Genomic DNA, 19772 nt, shown 5'->3' with positions numbered 1-19772 from the left:
GCGATCGCCCAGGAGATGACTCCACTCTACGGGAGAGGAGCGCCCGAGCGCGACCGTCGGGTCCAGACCGGCTCCTCAGGCGGCCCGCGCCTGTGCCACGATGCAACTCCGGGTGCGGCTCGCGCACCCCTCACGGCGAGGTGTCGATGCTGCTCACGAGTGCCGGGCTCCCGAGCGCCGAGGCCGCCGTCGCGGATGAGCTCGAGCTCGGCCGCGAGCAGAGCGAGGTCGGCGTCGCCTGCGCGCGCCGGGCCGGGGGAGTGTTCGCGGGCGCGTCCGCGCTCCACCTGGTGATGCTCGTGCCGACCGAGCTGCCCGCCGTGCTGCCGAGCGCCCTCCTGCTCGTGATCAGCGCCGCGATCCAGCTCTCCTCGCGCCGCGCCGGTCCGAGCGGCGCGCGGGCCGTGATCGCGGGCCTCGTGCTCGGCGTCGTCGCGCTCGCGGCGTTCCTCGGCCCGGGCGTCCCGGACGGCGACCGCACCGTGCTCAGCTGCGTGACCATGCTCGCCTCGATGGCGCTGCCGGCCCCGCTGCTCGCGATCGGCTCGTCGCCGCGGCTCGGCTGGGCGGCCGTCCTCGGCGGCGTCCCGGCGCTGGCCCTCGGGATGGCGGCGACGAGCGGCTCGGGACGGGCGCTGTTCGTCGGACTCTCGGTCGTCGTCTGCTGGATCGTCGCCGTCATCGGCGCCCGCTGGCTCGCCTCGAGCGTCGAGCGCGCCCACGCCGGCACCACCCGCCTGCGCACGGCGCACGCCGCCGAGCGCCGCTCGAGCGAGAGCGAGGCGCAGCGCCGTCGCGAGGCGCGCCTGATGCACGACACCATCCTCGCCACCCTCACCTTGCTCGCCCACCGCGGCGAGGGCGTCCCCGCCGCGACGCTGCGCTCGCAGGCGGCGGCGGACCTCGCGCTGCTGCGCCGGCTCGACCGCGCCGATCCCGCCCCCGCCGACTCCGCGGAGGGGAGCCCGGCGCCGACCGACGACGCGGGCAGCGCGCCCTCGGTGCTCGCCGAGGTCGGCCGCCGCGCGGAGGCGCTGGGCGTGCAGGTGCGCTGGCACTCCGGCACGGCCGCGCCCGACGCGCCGCCCCTGCCCGGCGCGGCGCTCGACGCCCTCGCGCGCGCGGCGGGGGAGTGCCTCGAGAACGTGCGGCGCCACTCCGGTGCGGCGACGGCCCACGTCACGCTCGACGAGGGGGCGGACTCGGTCCGCGTGACCGTCGCCGACGCCGGGCGCGGCTTCGACCCCGCGGCCGTCCCCGCGTCGCGGCTCGGCCTCGCGCAGTCGGTCGTCGGGCGGATCGAGGCCGTCGGCGGCACGGTGCGGATCTTCTCCGCGGTCGGCGCCGGCACCACCGTCCTGCTGAGCGTGCCGCGATGACCGCGCCGATCGGGGCCGGCGACCACGCCGACCGCTCCGCCGGAGCCGACCGCTCCGACCCCGCCGACCGCGCCGGAGAGGGCACGCTCGTCGAGCTGGTCCGCGCGGCCGGCGAGGGGCCGAGGACGCTCGACTCGGTCCGCCAGAGGATCACCCGCACCCATCGCCTGACCGCGAGCTACCTCAGCGCCGGCTTCCTCGCGATCACCGTGGCACTGGTGGTCCGCGGGCTGGCGTCCTTCCTCTGGGCGCTCAACGACCGGTCGGCGACCGGGCTGTCCGGTCTGTCCTGGGCGCTCGTGCTCGCCGCGCTCGCGGTGGGGATCGTCGTCGTGGTGACGCGGCACGGCGAGCTGCCCCGGCCGGTCTTCGCCGGGGTGCTCGCCGTCGACGCGGTGGCGATGGCGCTGGAGTTCGCCGACTACGCGCTGCCGGCGCCGGCGCCGCTCTACTATCCGACGGTCTGCATCGGGGTCGGCGCGACGGTGATCGCGCTGCTCGGCTTCCAGCCGCCGTCGCGGAGCACCGCGGCGATCATCGTGCTCGTCGGGCTGAGCCTGCTCGGGCTGCTCGCCCACGCGCTGATCTCCGGAGAGGGGTCGAGCATCGCGGTCGGCAACGTGCTGCTGGCGACGACCCCCGTGGCGGTCTACGCCTCGCTGCTCACCGCGCTCGACCGCCACGTGCACCGCGGGCTCGATCGCACCCTGGCCGACAGTGTGGTCGATGGGCCGGGCACCGGTCCGGGCAGTCTCGCGGCCGTGGAGCTCGCGCGGGTCGACGCGGAGATCGCGGAGCTGCTCGAGGAGGTCGTCGCCCGGGGCGCCGCGCCCGACGCCGACCTCGGCGAGCGGGCCCGGGTGCTCGGCGACCGGCTCCGCGAGGTGCTGGCGCGCAGCCACGACCGCACCTGGCTCGTGATCGCCGTGGAGGAGTCCGCGCTGCTCTCCGGAGCGGTGCTCGTCCGCGACCCGCGGGGGGTCGCCGCGGCTCTGGCGCCGCCGGACCGCTCGCGCCTGCTCTCCGTCCTCTGGCTGCTCACCGCGCAGGCCGCCGCGGGCCGGCCCGCCCTCGAGCTGGTGCTCGCGCAGCGCGAGGACGCGGCGGTGCCGGTGCGGATCGTCCTGCGCGCGCCGGGCCTGCGACCGCGGGACGTCGACCCGGCGGTCTGGGGGATCCTCGGCGAGATCGGCGCGCACCGGGCGTCCCCCGAGGGCACGGGCACGACGATCGAGCTGGACCACCGCCCGCCGGGGCGGCCGGCGTGAGCGCGGACGCCGGGACGGCGACCGTCGAGCAGCCCGGGATCGCCCTCGCGATCCTCGACGACCACCCGATCCTGCTCAGCGCGCTCACCGAGTGGATCAACCGCTCCGGGGCCGAGATCCGCGTCGTCGCGACGGCCTCGAGCTGGACCGGTCTGCTGGCGCATCCGCGCTTCCCCACCGACGTCGTGCTGCTGGACATCGACCTCGGCGACGACCTCGACCTCGCGATGAAGATCCGCACGATCACCGCCGCCGGCGCGGCCCCGGTCATCATCAGCACCCACTCCCAGGCGGAGACCGTCGCGGGGGCGCTGGAGGCCGGAGCGCGCGGCTATCTGGTGAAGAGCGAGCGGACGGAGGTGATCCTCGAGGCGATCCGCACCGCGGCGCGCGGGGAGTGCTTCCTCACCCCGCAGACCCGGGCGCTGCTGGGCGGCGGCGGCACGGGCCCGCTGACGGCCCGCGAGCGCCGGATCGTCGGCCTCTTCGTCGAGGGGCTCTCGCTCAAGCAGGTCGCGACCGAGCTCGGGATCACCCAGGACGCGGCGCGCAGCTCGCTGCGGAACGCCCGGGCGAAGTACCGCGCCGAGGGCGTGGGCGTGAGCACCAAGATCGCGCTGCGCCGGCAGGCCCTGCGCGACGGGATCATCGGGCGAACGCCCTAAGGGCGCGGTCGACGATCCCGCCGCGGTCGGCGACCGGCTCGGGTCAGACGGACTCGTCGCGCTTCTGCCGGGCCGGCTCGGCCGGGCGGTCGGGGCCGTTCCAGACCGAGACGATGCCCCAGGCGACCGCGGCGATCGGCACGGCGAGCACGGCGCCGACGATGCCGGCGAGCACGGTGCCGATGGTCAGGGCGATCAGCACGATCAGCGGGTGCAGCTTGAGCGAGCGGGCCATCACGACCGGCTGCAGGAAGTTGCCCTCGAGCTGGTTGACGGCGATGACGACGATGATCACGATCAGCGCGGCCAGCGGGCCGTTCGCGACGAGGGCGACGAGTGCGGCGAGGATGCCGGCGGCGGTCGCTCCGACGATCGGGATGAAGGCGGTGAGGAAGACGATCACGGCGAGCGGGAGGGCGAGCGGCACCTGCAGGATCGCGAGGGCGACGCCGATGCCGATCGCGTCGACCGCGGCGACGGTCGCCGTTCCGCGGATGTAGCCGCCGAGGACGTCGACGGTCTTGCCGCCGACGCGCTTGGCGCGGTCGTAGCTCGAGCCGGTGAAGGGGCGGAGCAGGAACTCCCAGATCTTCGGGCCGTCCTTCATGAAGAAGAAGAGGACGACGATCATCAGCACCAGGCCGGTGACGAAGTTCGCCGCGGCGGCCGCGCCGGCGAGGGCGCCGGAGCCGAAGGAGCTCGAGGTGAGGAAGTCGACGACGCTCTGGCGGGCGTCCTCGATCTGCTGCTCATCGATCTGGAACGGCAGGTGCTGCACGTAGTCCTGCAGCGACGCGATGCCGTCGGACGCGCTGCTGACCAGCTCGTCCCACTGGTTGCGGACCGCGACGGTGATCAGCCAGCCGATGGCGCCGAGGATCGCGAGCAGTCCGATCAGGGCAATCCAGGTGGCGAGGATCGACGGCACGCCCTTGCGGCGCATCCAGGCCAGGACGGGGTGGATCGCGGACGCGAGGATGATCGCGATCAGCACGGGGATCAGCACCAGCGTCAGCTGGGTCATCGCGAGGACGAGGACCGCCGCGAGCGCCAGGACGACGAGCACCTGGAGGCAGCGCAGCGCGAAGCGCCCGAGTCCGTCGGTCCACACCGTCGGCCGCCGCTCGGCGGGGGGAGTGGCCGGCGAGGCGGCCGGGGAGGCGGCCGGGGGGACGGTGCGGTCGAAGAAGCCCATGGGGGGAACCGTAGTGGAGGGACGGGGCGCGGTTCTCCCGCTTGACGACCGCGCGGTCGCCCGGTGACGGGGGTCGCCGGGCGGCGGCCGGATCGAGCGTGGAGTGCGGAATCGGTTGCGTCCGGCCGCCTTGACTGAGCAGAATCGCCTGTTCTGTGGCGAAATGGCGCGCAGAGGTGCGGAATCCATTGCTTCGACGACGGAATGCGCACTAGGGTCGCCGTGTCCATGCAAGCGCATGGGGTGCGGGACCCGAACCCGCGCCGCAGTCGCTCGCCGGTGCCCGCCGCCTGCCGATCAGGCGGCGGGTCCGCGCTCGTCCGGGACGGCCGCGCTACGCGGCGGGGACCCGGACGGTCAGTCCGCCCGGCTCGATCCAGGTGCGGAACGCCGACGTCGTTCCGAACGGGTCGCCGTCCAGCTCGATCTCCTGCGGCTTCTCCAGGCGCACCACGAGCTCGTGGCCCTTCACGTAGCGCAGCGCCGAGACCTCCTTCGTGAGGCCCATCAGCTTCGTGCCGACCACGCCGCTGCGGCGCAGCACGCCGTTCTCCCAGACCACCTTGAAGATGATCTGCACCCAGCCGAAGAAGCCCTCCGGGCGCAGCAGCACGATGTCGAACTCGCCGTCGTCGACCGCGGCGTCCGGCAGCAGCAGGATGTTCGCCGGCAGGGCGCCGCAGTTGCCCACGATGATCGTGTGCGCGCGCACCTTGCGCGTCTTCGCGCCGTTCAGGGAGTAGCGGAACTCGAGCTGGTTCTTGTCGAGCAGGGCCTTCCGCAGCGCGTCGACGTAGGCGAGCCAGCCGGCCCGCTTCTTCAGGTCGTCGTCGGTGTTCGCGAGCATCTTCGCGTCGATCCCGAGACCGGCCATCACGACGTAGGAGCGCCGGTCGCGCCCCTTCGACGTCTCGATGTCGATCACGCCGATGTCGATGGCGCGGTCCTCACCCGAGAAGGCGACGGTCAGCGAGTTGTCGACGTCGTCGAGCGTGAGGTTCAGATTGCGGGCGAGCAGGTTGCCGGTGCCGGAGGGCAGCAGCGCGAGCGACGCCTTCGAGTCCTGCAGCGCCTCGGCCACCACGCGCACGGTGCCGTCGCCGCCGGCCGCGATCACCATGTCGACGCCCTGCTCGAGCGCCTCCCTGGTCTGGCCGGCTCCCGGGTCCTCGACGGAGGTCTCGAACCAGAGGGTCTCGTCCCAGCCGGCGGCCTCCTGGGCGCGCGCGACGGCGGCCTTCACGGCCTCGAGGTCGACCTTGACGGGGTTGTAGACGATCGCGGCGCGGCGGAGCTCAGACATCGGCGCCGTCCTCGTCCTCGTCGAGCTCGTTCCCGTCGGCGTCGACCCGGCCCGGGCGCACGGCGGCGTCGTCGCGGATGTCGATGCGGGTGTCGCCCGCGGGGGTGGTCGTCACGTCGATGCGCGGGGCCGCGTCGGCCTCCGTCGCCTTCGGTGCGCTGGTCAGCTGGTCTCGGCGATCATCCGCCTTCTGGTCGCTCATGCCTGGACGGTAGCAGCGCGATCGCGAGCGCCGCTCGGGGTTGCGTCGGCCTCGGCGGCCGCTCTCAGCGCGGGGTCGAGCGGGCGGCCTGCAGCCCCCAGAGCACCAGCGGGATCTGCAGCGGCAGGCGGAGCAGCGTGATCGCCCGGGTCCGCGGGCGGCGGGCGTCGAGGGCCATCTGCACGTTGGCGGGGAAGACCCCCGCCATCAGGGCGGCGGAGGCGAGACCGCCGACAGCGCGGGTCGGCGGCCAGAGCGTCGTCGCGGCGCAGGCGAGCTCAGCGACCCCCGAGACGAGCACCCAGCCTCGGGCGGAGCCGGGCATCGCCCGCGGGACGGCGCGCTCGAAGACGGCGGGGCGCACGAGGTGGATCACGCCCGAGACCGCCATCGCGCCGACGAGCGCGAGCGGTCCGGCGCCGAGGCCCCTGCCGCTCCGGCGACGGGTGCGGCGGCTCATCGTCCCTGCGCCCCGCGCTCGAGCGGAGCGACGTGGTCGAGGATCCGGCGCCACTCGCGCACCAGCGCCAGCCGCCCGCTGCCGTCGACGGTCGCGGAGTGCGCGTCGGCGAGCCGGGAGCGGAACCAGCGCGCGTCCTCCGAGCCGGCGACCGGGTCCGCGTCGCCGTTCACGATCAGGACCTCGGCCGTGACCCGGTCGAGCTCGTCCGCCCAGGAGCCGTCGCGGAGCGCGACCAGGTCGGTCGCGGCGCCGCCGGGGCCCTGGCGCCAGCCCTCGCCGAGCATCCGCTCGAGCCGGTTGCGCAGCCCGCCGTGGCTCTCGAGGACCGGGTCGCCGGGGTCGACGCCGAGCGAGTCGAGGCCGGGCACGTCGGCGGGGAGCGTCGCGGCGATCCCCGCGGCGTCCTCGCCGGGCAGGGTCTGCCGCCGCTCCCACGCCGTCGTCGGGTGCACGAGAGCGCCGGCCTGCGGGGGAGCGGGGGTGCCGACGATCGCGATGCGGTCGACGAGGTCCGGGTGCCGTGCGGCGAGCGAGAGCGCGAAGGCGCCTCCGGAGCCCCAGCCGACCACGCCGACGCTGCCGAAGCGGGCGCCGTCGACGTCGCGGGCGGTGCGCTCGGAGCGGCGGAGGTACTCCGCGAGGTCGTCGGCGCGGTCCTGGACGCGGCCGTGCTGCGCGTCGACGGGATCGGAGGCGCCGTAGCCGGGGCGGTCGAGGATCAGCAGGTGCAGGCCCCACGGCCCGGTGACCAGCGGGTCGGGGTCGAAGCCGCCCGCGCCGGGAGTGGGGTGGCAGAAGACGACCAGCCGGTCCGCGATCGGGTCGCCGGCGGCCGAGACGCCCATCCCGCGTCCGGACCGCAGCTCGAATCGGTGGTTCGCCATGTCTCCTCCAGAGTGCCGCCGTCGGATGGCGGAGCGACCCCAGTCAACCGGAGGCGCGGGGTGCGCCGCTGGGGATTGTGCGGTGCGTGGGCATCGTGGCCTCCCCGGGCCGCCCGCCGCCACCCCCTGGCGCGGTCCGTGCGGCGCGGAGGAGAGTGGGCGTTCCGGCAGAGCGCCGGGCGAAGGGAGAGCGGCGATGAGCAGCGACAGCAGCAACGGCACCGAGGACGAGAAGACCGAGAAGACCGAGGACCTCCCCGACGGCACCGGCACCGACACCTCCAGCGGCGGCGGCGACACGGACACCGTCTCGGGCGGCGAGCCGGACGACGAGTAGTCGCCGCGGCACACTCGGGGACGAGAAGAGGGGCGCCACCGGTGATGCCGGTGACGCCCCTCTCGTCGTTCTCCGAGGTCAGACGACGGGGCCGTTGCCCTCGCTGGTGCGGCGGGTGACCTGCTCGCCGCTGGCGGGGTCGACCGCCGAGCGGGTGGTCGAGACGGCCTGGCGGCGGCGGGTCATCAGGACGAGGCCGAGGATGAGGCCCACGGCTCCGGCGGCCATCAGGATGTAGCCGACCAGCTTGAGGTCGACTCCCGACACCTGGACGTCCACGGCGAACGCGAGGACCGCGCCGACGACGAGGAGGAAGATCCCTGCTCCGATGCTCATACGTGCTCCTTCTGCGTACGCCGGCGTGCGCGGGAGGCGCGATGGGCACCGGCGGGCGACGCCCCACCGTAGTGCCGCGGCGTCCCGCCGCCGAAGCCCTATCCGCCACAGCCGGCCGGGGTGTAGGCGGGACGCCCGTGTTGATCGAGCAGCCCGCGGAGCGGGCGTCTCGATCGGAGAGGACCGGCGGTGGGGACGTCCCCTGCTGATCGAGCAGCCCGCGGAGCGGGCGTCTCGAGATCCACCACCGTCAGGACCTGAGTCTGCAGACCCGCCCTGCTGGGGACGGCCGGTCTCGATACGCCCCTGCGGGGCTACTCGACCAGCATGAAGGGCTGCTGCCGCGTCCTTTCCCTCACCGACCCCAGGCGGGCGACCGTCGGGAAACTGCTGCTGCGTCCTGCGAGGCTTCAACCCTGGACACGGCGCCGTATCGCAGCGATCGCCTCGTCCCCCGTCAGCTCACGGCGCGCGGCCCGCCCGATGATGGCGCGCAGCGCCGGATCCTCGACCTCGTGGCCTCCCAGAGCGAGAGCGGCTTCAGCGAACAGCAGATGCCGATCGATTTCGGCTCGACCCGGCGTGACCGCCCCGACCGGACGCGTCATTCGGACCATTTTCGTCGGCATTCGTTGTCTTCTTGCAGCCCGGACGCGCGCCTCAGGGCGCCTTCGATCTCGTCTCGTCCACGACTTCGGTCGCGATCCGGGTGAGCGTCTCCTCCGCCGGCAGCGTCGCCTGGTCGGCTGGCGACAGCTCATACCGGCTCACGGCGACCGCCTGCGTCGAGCCGGCGAGGGAGTACTTGACCACCGTCTCGTTCTTGTCCGTCACGAGCAGGATCCCCACGGTGGGCGCATGGAGTTCGGGGATGCGCATCGTGTCGTCGACGAGTGCGACGTAGAAGCCGAGCTGGCCGGCATCGCGCGGATCGAATCTGCGGGTCTTGAGTTCGACGACGACGAACCGCACCTGCTGCCAGTTGAAGAACAGCAGGTCGACGAAGAAGTCGTCGCCGTCGACATCGAAGTGAACCTGACGTCCGACGAAGGAGAACCCTGCGCCGAGCTCGCGCAGAGTGTCGACCACCTGGAGGGTGAGTCGCTCCTCCAGTTCGCGCTCGCCGGCGTCGGAGTCGATCGCGAGGAAGTCGAGTGCGTACGGGTCCTTGGTGAGCTGCTGAGCGAGCTCCGAGTCACGGCGCTCCAGCGCGGACGAGAAGTTGGACGGAGCAGCTCCCGCCCGCTCGTGCAGTCGAGTCGCGATCTGGTGCTGCAGGACTGCTCGGCTCCACCCGTGCTCGACGTCCTGCGCGGCGTACCAGTCGCGGAGGCGCTGGTCGTCGAGCTTGTCCAGCAGCTGGATCGTGTGGCCCCATGGCAATTCGCCAACAGGCTGTTGGCGAATTAGATTCTCGGACGGCCACGCCTCCGCGAACCGCCGCGCGTAGCGCAGGTTCGACTCCGAGAAGCCCTTCATCGTCGGGAACTCCGCGCGGAGATCCGCCGCCAGCCGGGCGAGCACACCGCTTCCCCACGGCTCCGCCCGCTGCCGCTCGACGAGCGTGTGGCCGATGAACCACCACAGTGCGACGACCTCCGTGTTCGCGGTCCGCTGCACCGCGAACCGCGCCTCGTGCGCTCGACGGACGAGAAGCTCGAGTGTCTGCGCATAGCCGTCGGGGAGCACCTGGGTCATCCCTCCAGTCTCGAACGGCGATCGCTGGAGTGTGGGGGATGGCGCCTCACGGTGGTGCGGCGACGCTCTGCGCGGCGGCGGCCCCCGGCTCAGCGGTCCGCGATGCGGAGCATCACGCGGGTGCGGTCGCCGCGGGAGACGATCCGCTCGATCACCATGAAGGCGCGGTACTCGAGGCGGTACTTGCGGAGGAAGACGCGGCCGAGGCGCTCGACGGTGTCGGTGTCGGAGACGATGTGCGCCTCCGCCTCGAGGGCGGTCGCGCCGTCGGCGACGCGGCCGCGGCGGTCGCAGGGGACGAGGGTCACCCGCGGGTCGTTGCGCAGGCGCTTGACCTTGCCGCTCTTGCGGGGAGTCGTGACGATCAGGTCCGCGCCGTCCCGGGCGATCCACACCGGCGTCGACACTCCGACGCCCGTCTTCCGGAAGGTCGTGAGCGAGACGAACGAGGCGTCGGAGAGGGCCGCGAGAGCGGGCGAGAGGGTCATCCTCGAAGAGTAGGGGTGCGCGGGAGCGACTCCGCAAGCCTCCCTGGCAGCTCCGATCGCCGCCGTAGGGTGGAGTCATGACCGACCCGTCCCCCCTGATCGGTCCGATCCCGGCGCCCGAGCTCCACGTCATGACGTACAACATCCGCCGCCGCATGCCCCGCCTGACCGCCCGCGCGGTCGACCAGTGGGAGCGCCGGAAGCCCCTGGTGCGCCGGCTGCTGCAGGAGGAGAGCCCCTCGATCCTCGCGGTGCAGGAGGCGCTGCCCGATCAGGCGCAGTGGGTGCACGAGTCGCTCGGCGCCTCGTTCGAGGGCATGGGCTTCGGCCGCGACGCCGACCGCGGCGGTGAGCGGGTGATGCTCTTCGTCGACCGGAGCCGCTTCGCGGTGCGCGACTGGTCGCAGATCGCGCTGTCCGCGACTCCGGACGTCGCCGGCTCGCGCAGCTGGGGCAACCGGATCCCGCGCACCGCGGTGATCGCCGAGCTGACCGATCACGCGACGAACCGCGAGTTCACCGTCGTCGCGACGCACTTCGACCACCTCTCGCGGCGCTCGCGACTGCGCTCGGCCGAGCTGGTCGCCGAGCGGATCACCGACCTCGGCCGGCCCGCGATCGTGATGGGCGACACCAACACCGACGTCGGCACCGAGCCGTACCGGGCGCTGCTGGACGAGGGCGGGCTCGCGGACTCCTGGGTCGTCGCCGGCACGCACCTCACCCCGCACTGGGGCACCTACTCCAACTACCGCCCGCCGAAGGCCGGCCGCCGCATCGACTGGCTCACGGTCAGCGCCGGGGCCTTCGAGGTCGTCTCGGCGGCGATCAACGCGACCCGCTACGGCACGGCGCCGGGCTCGGACCACGAGGCGGTCCAGGCCGTCCTCCGCTTCACGAAGCCGTGACCCGACCCGCCGTGAGAGCCCGCCCCGAGAACGAGCCCGTCCTGATCTCGACCTTCATGGAGCCCCCGCGCACCCGGGGCGAGTGGTTCGCCGACGCGGTCCGCGCCCTCGGCGCCGTGAGCATCGTCGCCGCGGTGATCGGCTGGGACCTCGTCGACGTCGCCGTGCTCGCCCTCGCCGCGATCGGGCTGGTGCTGCCGCGGTTCCTCGGGATCCGGCCGGCGCTGGACGCCGCGTTCGGCCTGGCGCTGCTGGTCGCGTCCTGGAGCAGCGTGCTCGGGCTCTACCAGGCCTGGGCGTCGTGGGACCTCGTGGTGCACTTCGTGCTGAACGGGCTGGTCGCGGCCGTCGCCTACATCGTCGCCGCGCGCGCCGGCGTGGTGCCGACGGTCGCCGGCGACCGCGGGCCGCTCGCCCCGGCGATCGTGCTCTGCGCCTGCTTCGGCCTGTCGATGGGCGTGGTCTGGGAGTGGGGCGAGTGGGCCGGGCACCGCTTCGTCGACCCGTCGATCTTCGTCGGCTACGAGGACACGCTGGGCGACCTCGCGGCCGGCGCGGCCGGCTCGATCGCGGCCGGTGCGCTGATGCGCTTCTGGTCGGCGAAGAGCCGCGTCGTCGGCGACCGGCGGTGACCCGCCGGCACAGCCTCCTCGCCCTCCTCGTCGTGCTGCTCTGGGGGCTGAACTTCGTCGTGATCGACGTGGGGCTCGCGGACGTGCCGCCGCTGCTGTTCCTGGCGATGCGGTTCACGGTGGTCGCGGTGCCGGCCGTGTTCCTCGTGCCGCGGCCGCAGGCGCCGCTGCGGACGGTCGCGACCATCGGCGCGTTCATGAGCCTCGGGCAGTTCGCGCTGCTCTACCTGGCGCTGGCGCTGGGGATGCCCGCGGGGCTCGCGTCGCTGGTGGTGCAGGCGCAGATCGTGCTGACGGTGCTGATCGCCGCGGTGCTGCTGAAGGAGCGGCCGACGCGGCGGCAGAGCATCGGCCTGGTCGTCGGCGTCGCCGGGCTCGTGGTCGTCGCCCTCTCGCACGGGGCCGTCGCGCCGTGGCTGCCGTTCGTGGTCTGCCTCGGCGGCGCGCTCTCCTGGGCGATCGGCAACGTGCTGACCCGGCGCGCGAAGGGCGCCTCGGGGCTCTCGCTGGTGGTCTGGTCGGCGCTGGTCGTGCCGATCCCGGCGCTGCTGCTCTCGCTGCTCGTCGACGGCGGGCCCGCGATCGCCGAGGCGATCCAGGGGCTCTCGCTCGCGGCGGTCCTCAGCACTCTGTACACGGCGGTGTTCGCGTCGCTGATCGGCTACGGCATCTGGAACTCGCTGCTCGCCCGCTACCCGGCCGCGTCGGTGGTGCCGTTCACGCTGCTGGTGCCGGTGGTCGGCGTGCTGTCGGCGTGGGTGCTGCTGGGCGAGCTGCCGTCGGTCGGCGTGCTGATCGGCGGCGCGGTGATGGTCGCGGGGCTCGCGGTCGCGACGATCCGCCGAGGCCGGCGCGATCCCGTCCTCGCCGCTGTCGGCGGTCCGGCGTAGTGTCGCCCGCATGTGCGGACGCTTCGCGATGGATTCCGAGACCGACGCCCTGATCGCGGAGTTCGTGGCGGCGGGCGGCCGGGCGGCCGACTGGGCGCCCGACTTCAGCGTCGCGCCCACCGACGCCGCGCCGATCGTGCGCGAGCACCGGCACGAGGAGTCGCTGGAGCGCGAGATCGAGCTGGCCTCCTGGGGGTTCCGGCCGTCCTGGGCGAAGGGGAAGGGGCCGTCGCCGATCAACGCGCGGCTCGAGACGGTCGCCTCGAACGGGCTGTTCCGCGGGGCCTTCGCCAAGCAGCGCGCCATCGTGCCGATGCGCGGCTACTACGAGTGGGAGGCGCGCGCCGACGGCAAGCAGCCGTGGTTCCTGCACGGCGAGGAGCCGATCCTCGCCGCGGCGGGTCTCTACGCGGCGCGCAAGGAGGGCGACGAGTGGCGGGTCTCCTTCACGATCATCACCCGCGAGGCCCGAGACGCGTCCGGCGAGGTGCACGACCGGATGCCCGTTTTCCTCACGCCCGACGTCCGCGACGCCTGGCTGAGCCCGGAGCCGCTCGCCTCCAGCGAGGAGATGCTCGCGACCCTCGACCGCGCGTCGGTCGCGGTCGCGTCGACGATCACGGCCTACCCGGTCGACCGCCGCGTGAACAACGCGCGGACGGTCGACCGCCACGACCCGGGGCTGCTCGACCCGGTCGCGTAGGACCTCCCGCTCGACAAGCCCGGGACGATTCTCGGATCGCGCGCCACCCAGGGCTCCTCTCCGACGCTCAGCGCCTGGGGCGAGTAGCCTTGATGAATGGTCTTCGCACGCGTCTCCCCGGGTGTCCCGACGTCCGATGCGCCTGTCGTGCCCGGCCGAGTCGACCTGCCCGCGTCGATCGACGAGATCATGGCGGAGATCACCAAGGGCCAGCAGCTCGCCGGCCATTTCCCTTCGGAGGAGACGCTCGAGCGCGGTCGCCAGGTTCTGACCGGCGAGCGCTCGATCGAGGATGCTCGACGGGAGTTGCGCGCGAAGTACGCCGTGTGAACGGTGACGACCACTACACCTACCCGGGCTCCGGAGGCGTCCTGGTCAATCTGCTCGGTCTCCGCAGCAGTGCGGACCTCGACGAGGCGCTCAACGACTTCGCCACGATCGAGTGGGCGGCACTTCGGCGGGAGCCGCTTCCGGACCGGCTCGACTTCGCGCAGTTGCAATACGTCCACCGGCGTCTGTTCGCGGCGGTGTACCCCTTCGCCGGTGAGCTTCGCGACGTGGACGTCCAGGCAGGCGGAACCGGGATCGCGTACTGCCGGCCGGAGTTCCTCGTCGAGCAGATCGAGAAGGAGTTCCAGCGCCTCGAGGACGACGACTGGCTCTACGGGAGGGACCTGCGTGATCTCGCCGAGGGGCTGGCGGACCACTGGGGCGAGATCACCGCTCTGCATCCCTTCCGGGACGGCAACACTCGAAGCCAGAGCGCCTTCGTCACCATGCTCGCGAATCGTGCCGGCTTCACACTCCGGTGGAGCGAGATGGACGTCGACACGCTCCGATCCCTCCGATTGGAAGCGGTTGCGCATTCGTCGAGGAGATTGACTGAGTATCTCGAGTCACACCTCCGGCCGAGCGCAGCGCCAGAAGAGTCGGAGACACGCCCGTTCCGGTTCGGGCGGCCCGAGAGGAGCTGAGCGCCCCCGGGACGATGCGCGTTCAGCGCCCTGGGAGAGATCACCGAGTACACGGGGAAGCCAATGCTGATCGAGTAGCCCGCGGCGCGGGCGTATCGAGATCCACTCGCGTCGGAAGACGAGTCTGCAGACCGCCCTGTCGGGGACGGCGGGTCTCGATACGCCCCTGCGGGGCTACTCGACCAGCATGAGTGGACGCCGCGCGTCCTTCTCCTCACCACCGAGATGTGAAGCGGCTTAGCCGCTCGTTAGGACGTGCGGAGCGGCTACTTCGTTCCGGCGTGCCCCGGGAACGGCTTGCCGTTCAGGCTGACCTCGTCGGGGTCGACCTCGACGGTGCCGACGTCGTCGGCGCCGCCGGTGCCGGGGACGGAGACGACCTCGGCCGAGCCGGAGACCTCCGTCCGGCTGGTGGTGGGGTCCTGCTCCTGGCGGACCTCGGTCTCGCGCTCGCTGCCGGGGGATTCGGCGCGGTCCTTCTCGACCTGCTCGCTGCTGGTCCGCGTCGCCGGAGCCGCGCCGTCCGTCGCGCCGATCGTCGATCCCTGCTCGTGCTCGTCCATGTGCCTCTGCCTTTCGTCGGGACCAGCCACGCTACGCGCGGCCTCTCGGGCGAGCACCCGCTTGACAGCTCGCGAGCCCCCCGTCGAGCCCTGCGGCTCGGAAGACGGACGTACTACCCTGGGGAGACGGTCGCACCGGGGGGCGCGGCGTTGCCGCAGCATCCGCCCGAGGAGGAACCGTGTCATCCCACCGAACGGGCGAGAACCGCGTCGTCGGCACGACGATCGGCGGTCGGTACACGATCGAGGAGCTGATCGGCCGGGGCGGGATGGCCACCGTGTACCGGGCGCGCGACGGGATCCTCGGCCGCTCGGTGGCGCTGAAGATGTTCGCGCCGGGGATCGACGACGCGCAGGACCTCCAGCGCAAGTCCTCCGAGATCCGGCTGCTCGCGGCCCTCAACCACCCCGCGCTGGTGACCCTCTACGACGCCGACGACGGCGGCGACGACACCGGCGGCCAGGCGTACATGGTGATGGAGCTCGCCGAGGGACCGAGTCTCGCGGAGCGGCTGGCCAGCGGGCCCGTCCTGCCGAACGACGTCGCGTCGATGGCCGCCGACCTCGGCGAGGCCCTGCACACCGTGCACGCGGCCGGAGTGGTGCACCGCGACGTGAAGCCCTCCAACGTGCTGCTCGTGCCGAGCCCGCTGACGAGCCGCGAGTTCCGGCCCAAGCTCGCCGACTTCGGCATCGCCTACCTGATCGACGCCACCCGGATCACCTCGCCGGGCACGCTGATCGGCACCGCCGCCTACCTCAGCCCCGAGCAGGCGCACGGCGACGTGCTGACCTCGGCGAGCGACGTCTACTCCCTCGGCCTGGTGCTGCTCGAGTCGCTGACCGGCCGCCGCCCGTTCACCGGGTCGGCGATCGAGGTCACCCTCGCGCGCCTGCTGCGGGACCCGGAGGTGTCGGACTCGCTCGGCGGCGGCTGGTCGGCGCTGCTGAACGCGATGACGCGGCGCGAGCCGGCCGAGCGGCCCACGGCGATCGAGGTCGCGGAGTCGGCGCGCGCGCTGATCGATCCGCGCCGCGACGGACCGCCGACGGCGATCGTCGTCCCCGACGTGCCGGTCCGGGAGCCCGCCGGACCGCCGCCGACCGAGCGCATGCCCGCGACCGAGCGCTTCGCTCCGACCGCGGCCGCGACCGAGCTGCTGGACGCGACGTCGGTGCTGCCGGTCGGTGCGACCGAGCTGCTGCCCGGCGCCGCTCCCGCGACCGCGACGACCACGCGGGTCGCGCCGAGCGCAGGGGTCACGCCGCCCGCCGCCGTCGCCCGGCGCCGCACCGGGCCGAGCCCGTGGCTGATCGTCGTGGTGCTCGCGCTGGTCGCCGTGGCGGTCGGCCTCGTTATCGTGCTGTTCGACGGTCCGCAGTCGCCGCTGCCCGCCGTCGACGGGGAGCTCGGCGAGCACCTCCGTCAGCTGCGCGAGAGCATCCGCTCGTGAGGGGGCCGGGCCGACGGGGCGTGGGCCGGCGGGGCCTTCGACTGCGGGCCGGGGGGGCGGTGCTCGCCGCGGTCCTCGTGCTGTCGGGCTGCTCCGCCGCGGATCCGTCGATCGACGACGGCACCGCGCAGGCCCTCGACGACGCGGTCGTGGCGGTCGCCGAGAAGGCGTCGGCCGACGACTGGGCCGGAGCGCTCACCGAGCTCGACGCGCTCCAGGCGACGCTCGACGCGGCGATCGCCGGCGGGAACGTCCGGGAGGACCGGGCCACGTCGATCAAGGCGCAGGCCGACCTCGTGCGCGCCGACCTCGCCGCGCTGATCGCCGCCGTGCCGGCGCCCGAGGAGTCGACCGAGCCCGAGCCGGAGGAGACCACTCCCGTCGAGGAGGAGCCGCCCGCCGAGGAGACCCCGGAGGAGGAGACGCCGGCCCCGGTCGAGAGTCCCGAGGAGGAGCCGTCGCCGACGCCTGAGGAGACCGAGCCGGCCGAGCCCGTCGAGCCGACCGAGCCGCCCGAGGAGGAGTCGCCGGCGCCTGCCGCCACGACGCCGGCCGCCGGTGCGCCCGCCGTGCAGGCGCCCGCGACGCAGGTTCCAGTCGAGGAGCCGGTCGAGGGACCGGGGAACTCCGGCGGGAACGGCAACGGCCGCAGCCCGGAGAGCGGCCAGAACCCCGGCAACGGGAACGGCCCGGGGAAGGGCTGAGCCCCTCCGCTCCCGCGTCCTACTCCTCCGTGCGGACGACCGCGTAGGACGCGTCGAGGTCGACGTCCACGTCCGTGCCGTCGGCGCGGGTGACCTCGACGTCGAAGGCGTGGTCGGCGTCGTCGCTGCGCTCGGCCTCGGTGACCGTGCCGCCGCCGACCGCGGCGATCGCGGCCTCGCTCGCGCGGGTCAGCTCCTCGCCGACGAGGTCGTCGGGATCGACCGCGCCGGTGACGCCGGTGGTGCTGTCGTCGGTGCTGTCTCCGGTGGTGCCGGTCGTGCCGTCGTCCGTGCCGTCGTCCGTGCTGCCGCCGGTGCCGCGCACCGCGTCGTCGTCCGGGTCGACGACCAGCACGCCGAAGGAGTCGTCGAGCCGCACGTCGTACTCGAGGCCGTCGTCGCCGCGCAGCTCGAGCTCGTAGCCCGGCGTGCCGTCGTCGTCGCGCTCGGCCGAGGTGACGGTCCCGCCGCCGATCTCGGCGATCGCGACCTCACTGGCGCGGTCGAGGTCGGCGCCGGTCAGCGCGTCCGAGCGCTCGAAGCCGTCGGTCGCGGCGAAGGCGATGCCCGTGCCGGCTCCGACGAGCACGATCGCGCCCGCGACTCCGACGATGATGCCGGTCTTCTTCTTCATGATCCGCTCCGTCTCCGGCGCCGTTCCTCGACGCCGCAGCCACTGTCCCGCGGCGCCGCTGAAGCCAGCCTGAAGCGGAGCGGACCCGCCACCGGTCAGCGCAGCGGCACCCGCAGCGTCACTCGCGCGCCGCCCCACGGCGACTCCTCGATCGCGACGCTCCCGCCGTGCGCCGCCGCGATCTCGGCGACGATCGCGAGCCCGAGACCCGAGCCGCCGGCGTCGCGGGCGCGCCCCTCGTCCAGCCGCACGAAGCGCTCCAGCACCCTCTCGCGGTCGGCCGCCGGGATCCCCGGCCCGTCGTCGTCGACGACCAGCACGGCCGAGTCGCCCGCCCCGCGGGTCGCGATCGCCAGCCGCGCTGCGCGGTGCCGCACCGCGTTGTCGACGAGGTTCCGCAGCGCCCGCCCGAGCAGCGCCTCGTCCGCCACCGCCTGCACCGGCGAGACGCCCGAGGCGTCCACAGCGATCCCGGAGTCGCGCAGCCGCCGCACCTCGCGCAGCGCCAGGTCGTCGAGGTCGACCGGCGCCGCGAGCACGGCCAGCCGCGCCTCGTCGGCGCGCGCCAGCAGCAGCAGGCCCTCGATCAGGCCACCCATCCGCACCGACTCCTCGGCCACCGTCCTCGCCAGCCGAGCCGCGTCGAGCCGGTCGGGGTGCGCGAGCGCGACCTCCGCGCTCTGCCGCAGGGCCGCGACCGGCGAGCGCAACTCGTGCGAGGCGTCCGAGACGAACCGGCGCTGCCGCTCCTGGCCGTCCTCGAGCCGGCCGAGCATCCGGTTGAGGGTCTGCGCGAGCCGGTCGATCTCGTCGCCGGAGCCGGGCTCCGCGACGCGGCGGTCCAGGGCCGCGGCGGTCACCGCGTCCGCCTCCGCGCGCATCCGGTCCACCGGCCGCAGGGCGCGGCCGACGACGATCCAGCAGACGATCGCGACGAAGGCGACGAGCAGCGGGACGGCGACAGCGAGCAGACCCGCGGTCGTCGCGAGCGCCTCCGCGCGGCCCTCGTCGGGCACGCCGACGACGACGAGCGAGCCGTCGTCGAGCTCCTGCGTCGCGACGACCAGCGGATCCTCGTCCGCGGGCGTCGTCGTGAACGGCTCGTCGCGCTCCTCGGTCGCGAGCGCCGGCAGGTCGTCGGCGTCCTCGCCCGCGGCGGCCACGCGCCCGTCGACGACCAGTTGGACCACGCCCTCCGAGGCCCGGACCGCGTCCGCGCCGCCGCGCTCGACCAGGGTCGCGACCCGCTCCGCCTCGGTCTCGGCGGCCGTCGCGGCACTGCCCGCGAGCACCGAGGAGAGCACCAGCAGGAAGCCGGCCGCGCCGAGCACCGCCGCGAGGGCGACCACGGCGGTCGCCGCGAGCGTGATCCGGGAGCGCAGGGAGCGCGGCGGCGTCGTCCCGCCCCTCACGGCAGCACCGAGTAGCCCGCGCCGCGCTGAGTGCGGATCGTCTCGCGGCCGAACGGCCGGTCGATCTTGTTGCGGAGCGTCCGGATGTAGACCTCGACGATGTTGGGATCGCCGTCGAAGTCGAAGTCCCAGACCGCGCCGAGCACGTCGCGCTTGGAGACGACGTCGCCCGCCCGCGAGACGAGGTACTCCAGCACGCTGAACTCGCGGGCCGTGAGCGGGATCGCGACCCCGCCCCGCTCCACCCGGCGCGCGGCCGGATCGAGCACGAGGTCGCCGACGGTCAGCACGGTGGGCCGCTCGGCGGCGCCGCGGCGGATCAGCGCCCGCAGCCGCGCGACCAGCACGGGGAAGGAGAACGGCTTGGTCAGGTAGTCGTCCGCGCCGGTGTCGAGCGCCTCGACCTGGTCGAGGTCGCCGTCCTTCGCGGTGAGCATCAGGATCGGCGTCCAGTCCTCGGCCGCGCGCAGCCGCTCGCAGACGCGGAAGCCGCTGATGTCGGGGAGCATCAGGTCGAGCACGATCGCCGCGTACTCCGCCTCCTGCGCGAGCCAGAGCGCGTCGGTGCCGTTCGTCGCGGTGTCGACCGCGAAGCCCTCGCCCTGCAGCCCCGCCTCGAGCGCGCCCAGCAGGTTGATCTCGTCGTCGACGATGAGGATGCGGATGGGAGCCTCCCGGTC

General features: G+C 73.8%; 25 protein-coding genes. 12 read left to right on the top strand and 13 right to left on the bottom strand.

Going from position 1 to position 19772, the window contains the following annotated elements; translation table 11 throughout:
- The first annotated feature begins 146 nt into the window (after positions 1–146).
- From EDF43_RS01155 to EDF43_RS01145, 3 genes are read left to right on the top strand one after another with little or no spacing between them, the layout of a single operon-like run.
- Positions 147–1379 carry an ATP-binding protein gene (locus EDF43_RS01155; RefSeq protein WP_132434928.1) on the top strand — a complete coding sequence of 411 codons (1233 nt, stop codon included), beginning with the start codon at positions 147–149 and terminating at the stop codon, positions 1377–1379.
- Positions 1376–2647, top strand: a complete 1272-nt coding sequence (locus EDF43_RS01150) for a hypothetical protein (RefSeq protein WP_132434926.1) — start codon at positions 1376–1378, stop codon at positions 2645–2647. Before EDF43_RS01155 ends, EDF43_RS01150 begins: the two co-directional genes overlap by 4 nt.
- Complete coding sequence (locus EDF43_RS01145; RefSeq protein WP_132434924.1) at positions 2644–3312, top strand: response regulator transcription factor; 669 nt, start codon at positions 2644–2646, stop codon at positions 3310–3312. The genes EDF43_RS01150 and EDF43_RS01145 overlap by 4 nt, the downstream gene beginning before the upstream one ends.
- 43 nt (positions 3313–3355) lie before the next feature.
- On the opposite strand, the gene EDF43_RS01140 is transcribed toward EDF43_RS01145, so the two are convergent.
- From EDF43_RS01140 to EDF43_RS01120, 5 genes are all read right to left on the bottom strand, one after another.
- The gene (locus tag EDF43_RS01140; RefSeq protein WP_123734838.1) at positions 3356–4507 is read right to left on the bottom strand and encodes an AI-2E family transporter; all 1152 of its coding nucleotides are present in this window, start codon (positions 4505–4507) and stop codon (positions 3356–3358) included.
- A 334-nt stretch (positions 4508–4841) separates the two neighbouring features.
- Positions 4842–5810, bottom strand: a complete 969-nt coding sequence (locus EDF43_RS01135; protein WP_123734839.1) for a diacylglycerol kinase family protein — start codon at positions 5808–5810, stop codon at positions 4842–4844.
- The gene (locus tag EDF43_RS01130) at positions 5803–6012 is read right to left on the bottom strand and encodes a multidrug transporter (protein ID WP_123444809.1); all 210 of its coding nucleotides are present in this window, start codon (positions 6010–6012) and stop codon (positions 5803–5805) included. Before EDF43_RS01130 ends, EDF43_RS01135 begins: the two co-directional genes overlap by 8 nt.
- Positions 6013–6076: 64 nt before the next feature.
- Positions 6077–6472 carry a hypothetical protein gene (locus EDF43_RS01125; RefSeq protein ID WP_243581044.1) on the bottom strand — a complete coding sequence of 132 codons (396 nt, stop codon included), beginning with the start codon at positions 6470–6472 and terminating at the stop codon, positions 6077–6079.
- Positions 6469–7359, bottom strand: coding sequence for an alpha/beta hydrolase (locus EDF43_RS01120; RefSeq protein WP_132434922.1), 891 nt, complete (start codon positions 7357–7359; stop codon positions 6469–6471). Before EDF43_RS01120 ends, EDF43_RS01125 begins: the two co-directional genes overlap by 4 nt.
- A 196-nt stretch (positions 7360–7555) precedes the next feature.
- Between EDF43_RS01120 and EDF43_RS21620 the strand changes: the two genes are divergently transcribed.
- The gene (locus tag EDF43_RS21620; RefSeq protein WP_159423548.1) at positions 7556–7696 is read left to right on the top strand and encodes a hypothetical protein; all 141 of its coding nucleotides are present in this window, start codon (positions 7556–7558) and stop codon (positions 7694–7696) included.
- 78 nt (positions 7697–7774) lie between these two features.
- On the opposite strand, the gene EDF43_RS01115 is transcribed toward EDF43_RS21620, so the two are convergent.
- From EDF43_RS01115 to EDF43_RS01100, 4 genes are all read right to left on the bottom strand, one after another.
- Complete coding sequence (locus EDF43_RS01115) at positions 7775–8032, bottom strand: DUF6458 family protein (protein ID WP_123444811.1); 258 nt, start codon at positions 8030–8032, stop codon at positions 7775–7777.
- Between the two features lie 410 nt (positions 8033–8442).
- Positions 8443–8640, bottom strand: a complete 198-nt coding sequence (locus tag EDF43_RS01110; RefSeq protein WP_132434920.1) for a hypothetical protein — start codon at positions 8638–8640, stop codon at positions 8443–8445.
- Between the two features lie 52 nt (positions 8641–8692).
- Positions 8693–9730, bottom strand: coding sequence for a PDDEXK nuclease domain-containing protein (locus EDF43_RS01105; protein WP_132434918.1), 1038 nt, complete (start codon positions 9728–9730; stop codon positions 8693–8695).
- A gap of 89 nt (positions 9731–9819) precedes the next feature.
- A complete protein-coding gene (locus tag EDF43_RS01100; RefSeq protein ID WP_127888335.1) occupies positions 9820–10218 on the bottom strand; it encodes a PPOX class F420-dependent oxidoreductase in 399 nt (132 codons plus the stop codon).
- 77 nt (positions 10219–10295) lie between these two features.
- Here EDF43_RS01100 and EDF43_RS01095 point away from each other — a divergent pair, with 77 nt between their 5' ends.
- The 6 genes from EDF43_RS01095 (at position 10296) to EDF43_RS01070 (ending at position 14325) form a co-directional block, all read left to right on the top strand.
- A complete protein-coding gene (locus EDF43_RS01095) occupies positions 10296–11126 on the top strand; it encodes an endonuclease/exonuclease/phosphatase family protein (RefSeq protein ID WP_123734401.1) in 831 nt (276 codons plus the stop codon).
- Between the two features lie 11 nt (positions 11127–11137).
- Positions 11138–11758, top strand: a complete 621-nt coding sequence (locus EDF43_RS01090) for a hypothetical protein (protein WP_165908969.1) — start codon at positions 11138–11140, stop codon at positions 11756–11758.
- Positions 11755–12648 (top strand): EamA family transporter, encoded by an 894-nt coding sequence (locus EDF43_RS01085; RefSeq protein ID WP_132434914.1) that lies wholly within the window; start codon positions 11755–11757, stop codon positions 12646–12648. Before EDF43_RS01090 ends, EDF43_RS01085 begins: the two co-directional genes overlap by 4 nt.
- Positions 12649–12658: 10 nt before the next feature.
- Positions 12659–13351: an SOS response-associated peptidase gene (locus tag EDF43_RS01080; RefSeq protein ID WP_132434912.1), complete on the top strand. Its 693-nt coding sequence runs from the start codon at positions 12659–12661 to the stop codon at positions 13349–13351.
- 96 nt (positions 13352–13447) lie between these two features.
- Positions 13448–13681, top strand: a complete 234-nt coding sequence (locus tag EDF43_RS01075) for an antitoxin VbhA family protein (protein WP_132434910.1) — start codon at positions 13448–13450, stop codon at positions 13679–13681.
- The gene (locus EDF43_RS01070; protein WP_123734847.1) at positions 13678–14325 is read left to right on the top strand and encodes a Fic family protein; all 648 of its coding nucleotides are present in this window, start codon (positions 13678–13680) and stop codon (positions 14323–14325) included. Before EDF43_RS01075 ends, EDF43_RS01070 begins: the two co-directional genes overlap by 4 nt.
- Positions 14326–14591: 266 nt before the next feature.
- Here EDF43_RS01070 and EDF43_RS01065 read toward each other — a convergent pair whose 3' ends face one another.
- On the bottom strand, positions 14592–14888 hold the full coding sequence (locus tag EDF43_RS01065; protein WP_123734848.1) for a hypothetical protein: 297 nt from the start codon (positions 14886–14888) through the stop codon (positions 14592–14594).
- A gap of 179 nt (positions 14889–15067) precedes the next feature.
- Here EDF43_RS01065 and EDF43_RS01060 point away from each other — a divergent pair, with 179 nt between their 5' ends.
- On the top strand, positions 15068–16342 hold the full coding sequence (locus EDF43_RS01060) for a serine/threonine-protein kinase (protein WP_132434908.1): 1275 nt from the start codon (positions 15068–15070) through the stop codon (positions 16340–16342).
- 59 nt (positions 16343–16401) lie between these two features.
- Positions 16402–17046 (top strand): hypothetical protein, encoded by a 645-nt coding sequence (locus tag EDF43_RS01055; protein ID WP_132434906.1) that lies wholly within the window; start codon positions 16402–16404, stop codon positions 17044–17046.
- 19 nt (positions 17047–17065) lie between these two features.
- Here EDF43_RS01055 and EDF43_RS01050 read toward each other — a convergent pair whose 3' ends face one another.
- The 3 genes from EDF43_RS01050 to EDF43_RS01040 all read right to left on the bottom strand — a co-directional run bounded on the left by EDF43_RS01050 (position 17066) and on the right by EDF43_RS01040 (position 19757).
- The gene (locus EDF43_RS01050; RefSeq protein WP_132434904.1) at positions 17066–17680 is read right to left on the bottom strand and encodes a PepSY domain-containing protein; all 615 of its coding nucleotides are present in this window, start codon (positions 17678–17680) and stop codon (positions 17066–17068) included.
- Positions 17681–17775: 95 nt separating this feature from the next.
- The gene (locus EDF43_RS01045; RefSeq protein ID WP_132434902.1) at positions 17776–19092 is read right to left on the bottom strand and encodes an ATP-binding protein; all 1317 of its coding nucleotides are present in this window, start codon (positions 19090–19092) and stop codon (positions 17776–17778) included.
- On the bottom strand, positions 19089–19757 hold the full coding sequence (locus tag EDF43_RS01040) for a response regulator transcription factor (RefSeq protein WP_123701685.1): 669 nt from the start codon (positions 19755–19757) through the stop codon (positions 19089–19091). The genes EDF43_RS01045 and EDF43_RS01040 overlap by 4 nt, the downstream gene beginning before the upstream one ends.
- Between the last annotated feature and the right edge of the window lie 15 nt (positions 19758–19772).

The organism is Rathayibacter sp. PhB179 (assembly GCF_004345345.1).
Classification (GTDB): Bacteria; Actinomycetota; Actinomycetes; order Actinomycetales; family Microbacteriaceae; genus Rathayibacter; species Rathayibacter festucae.
Note: the sequence above shows the minus strand (reverse complement) of the source record. Positions and strands in the feature narration are given on the sequence as shown.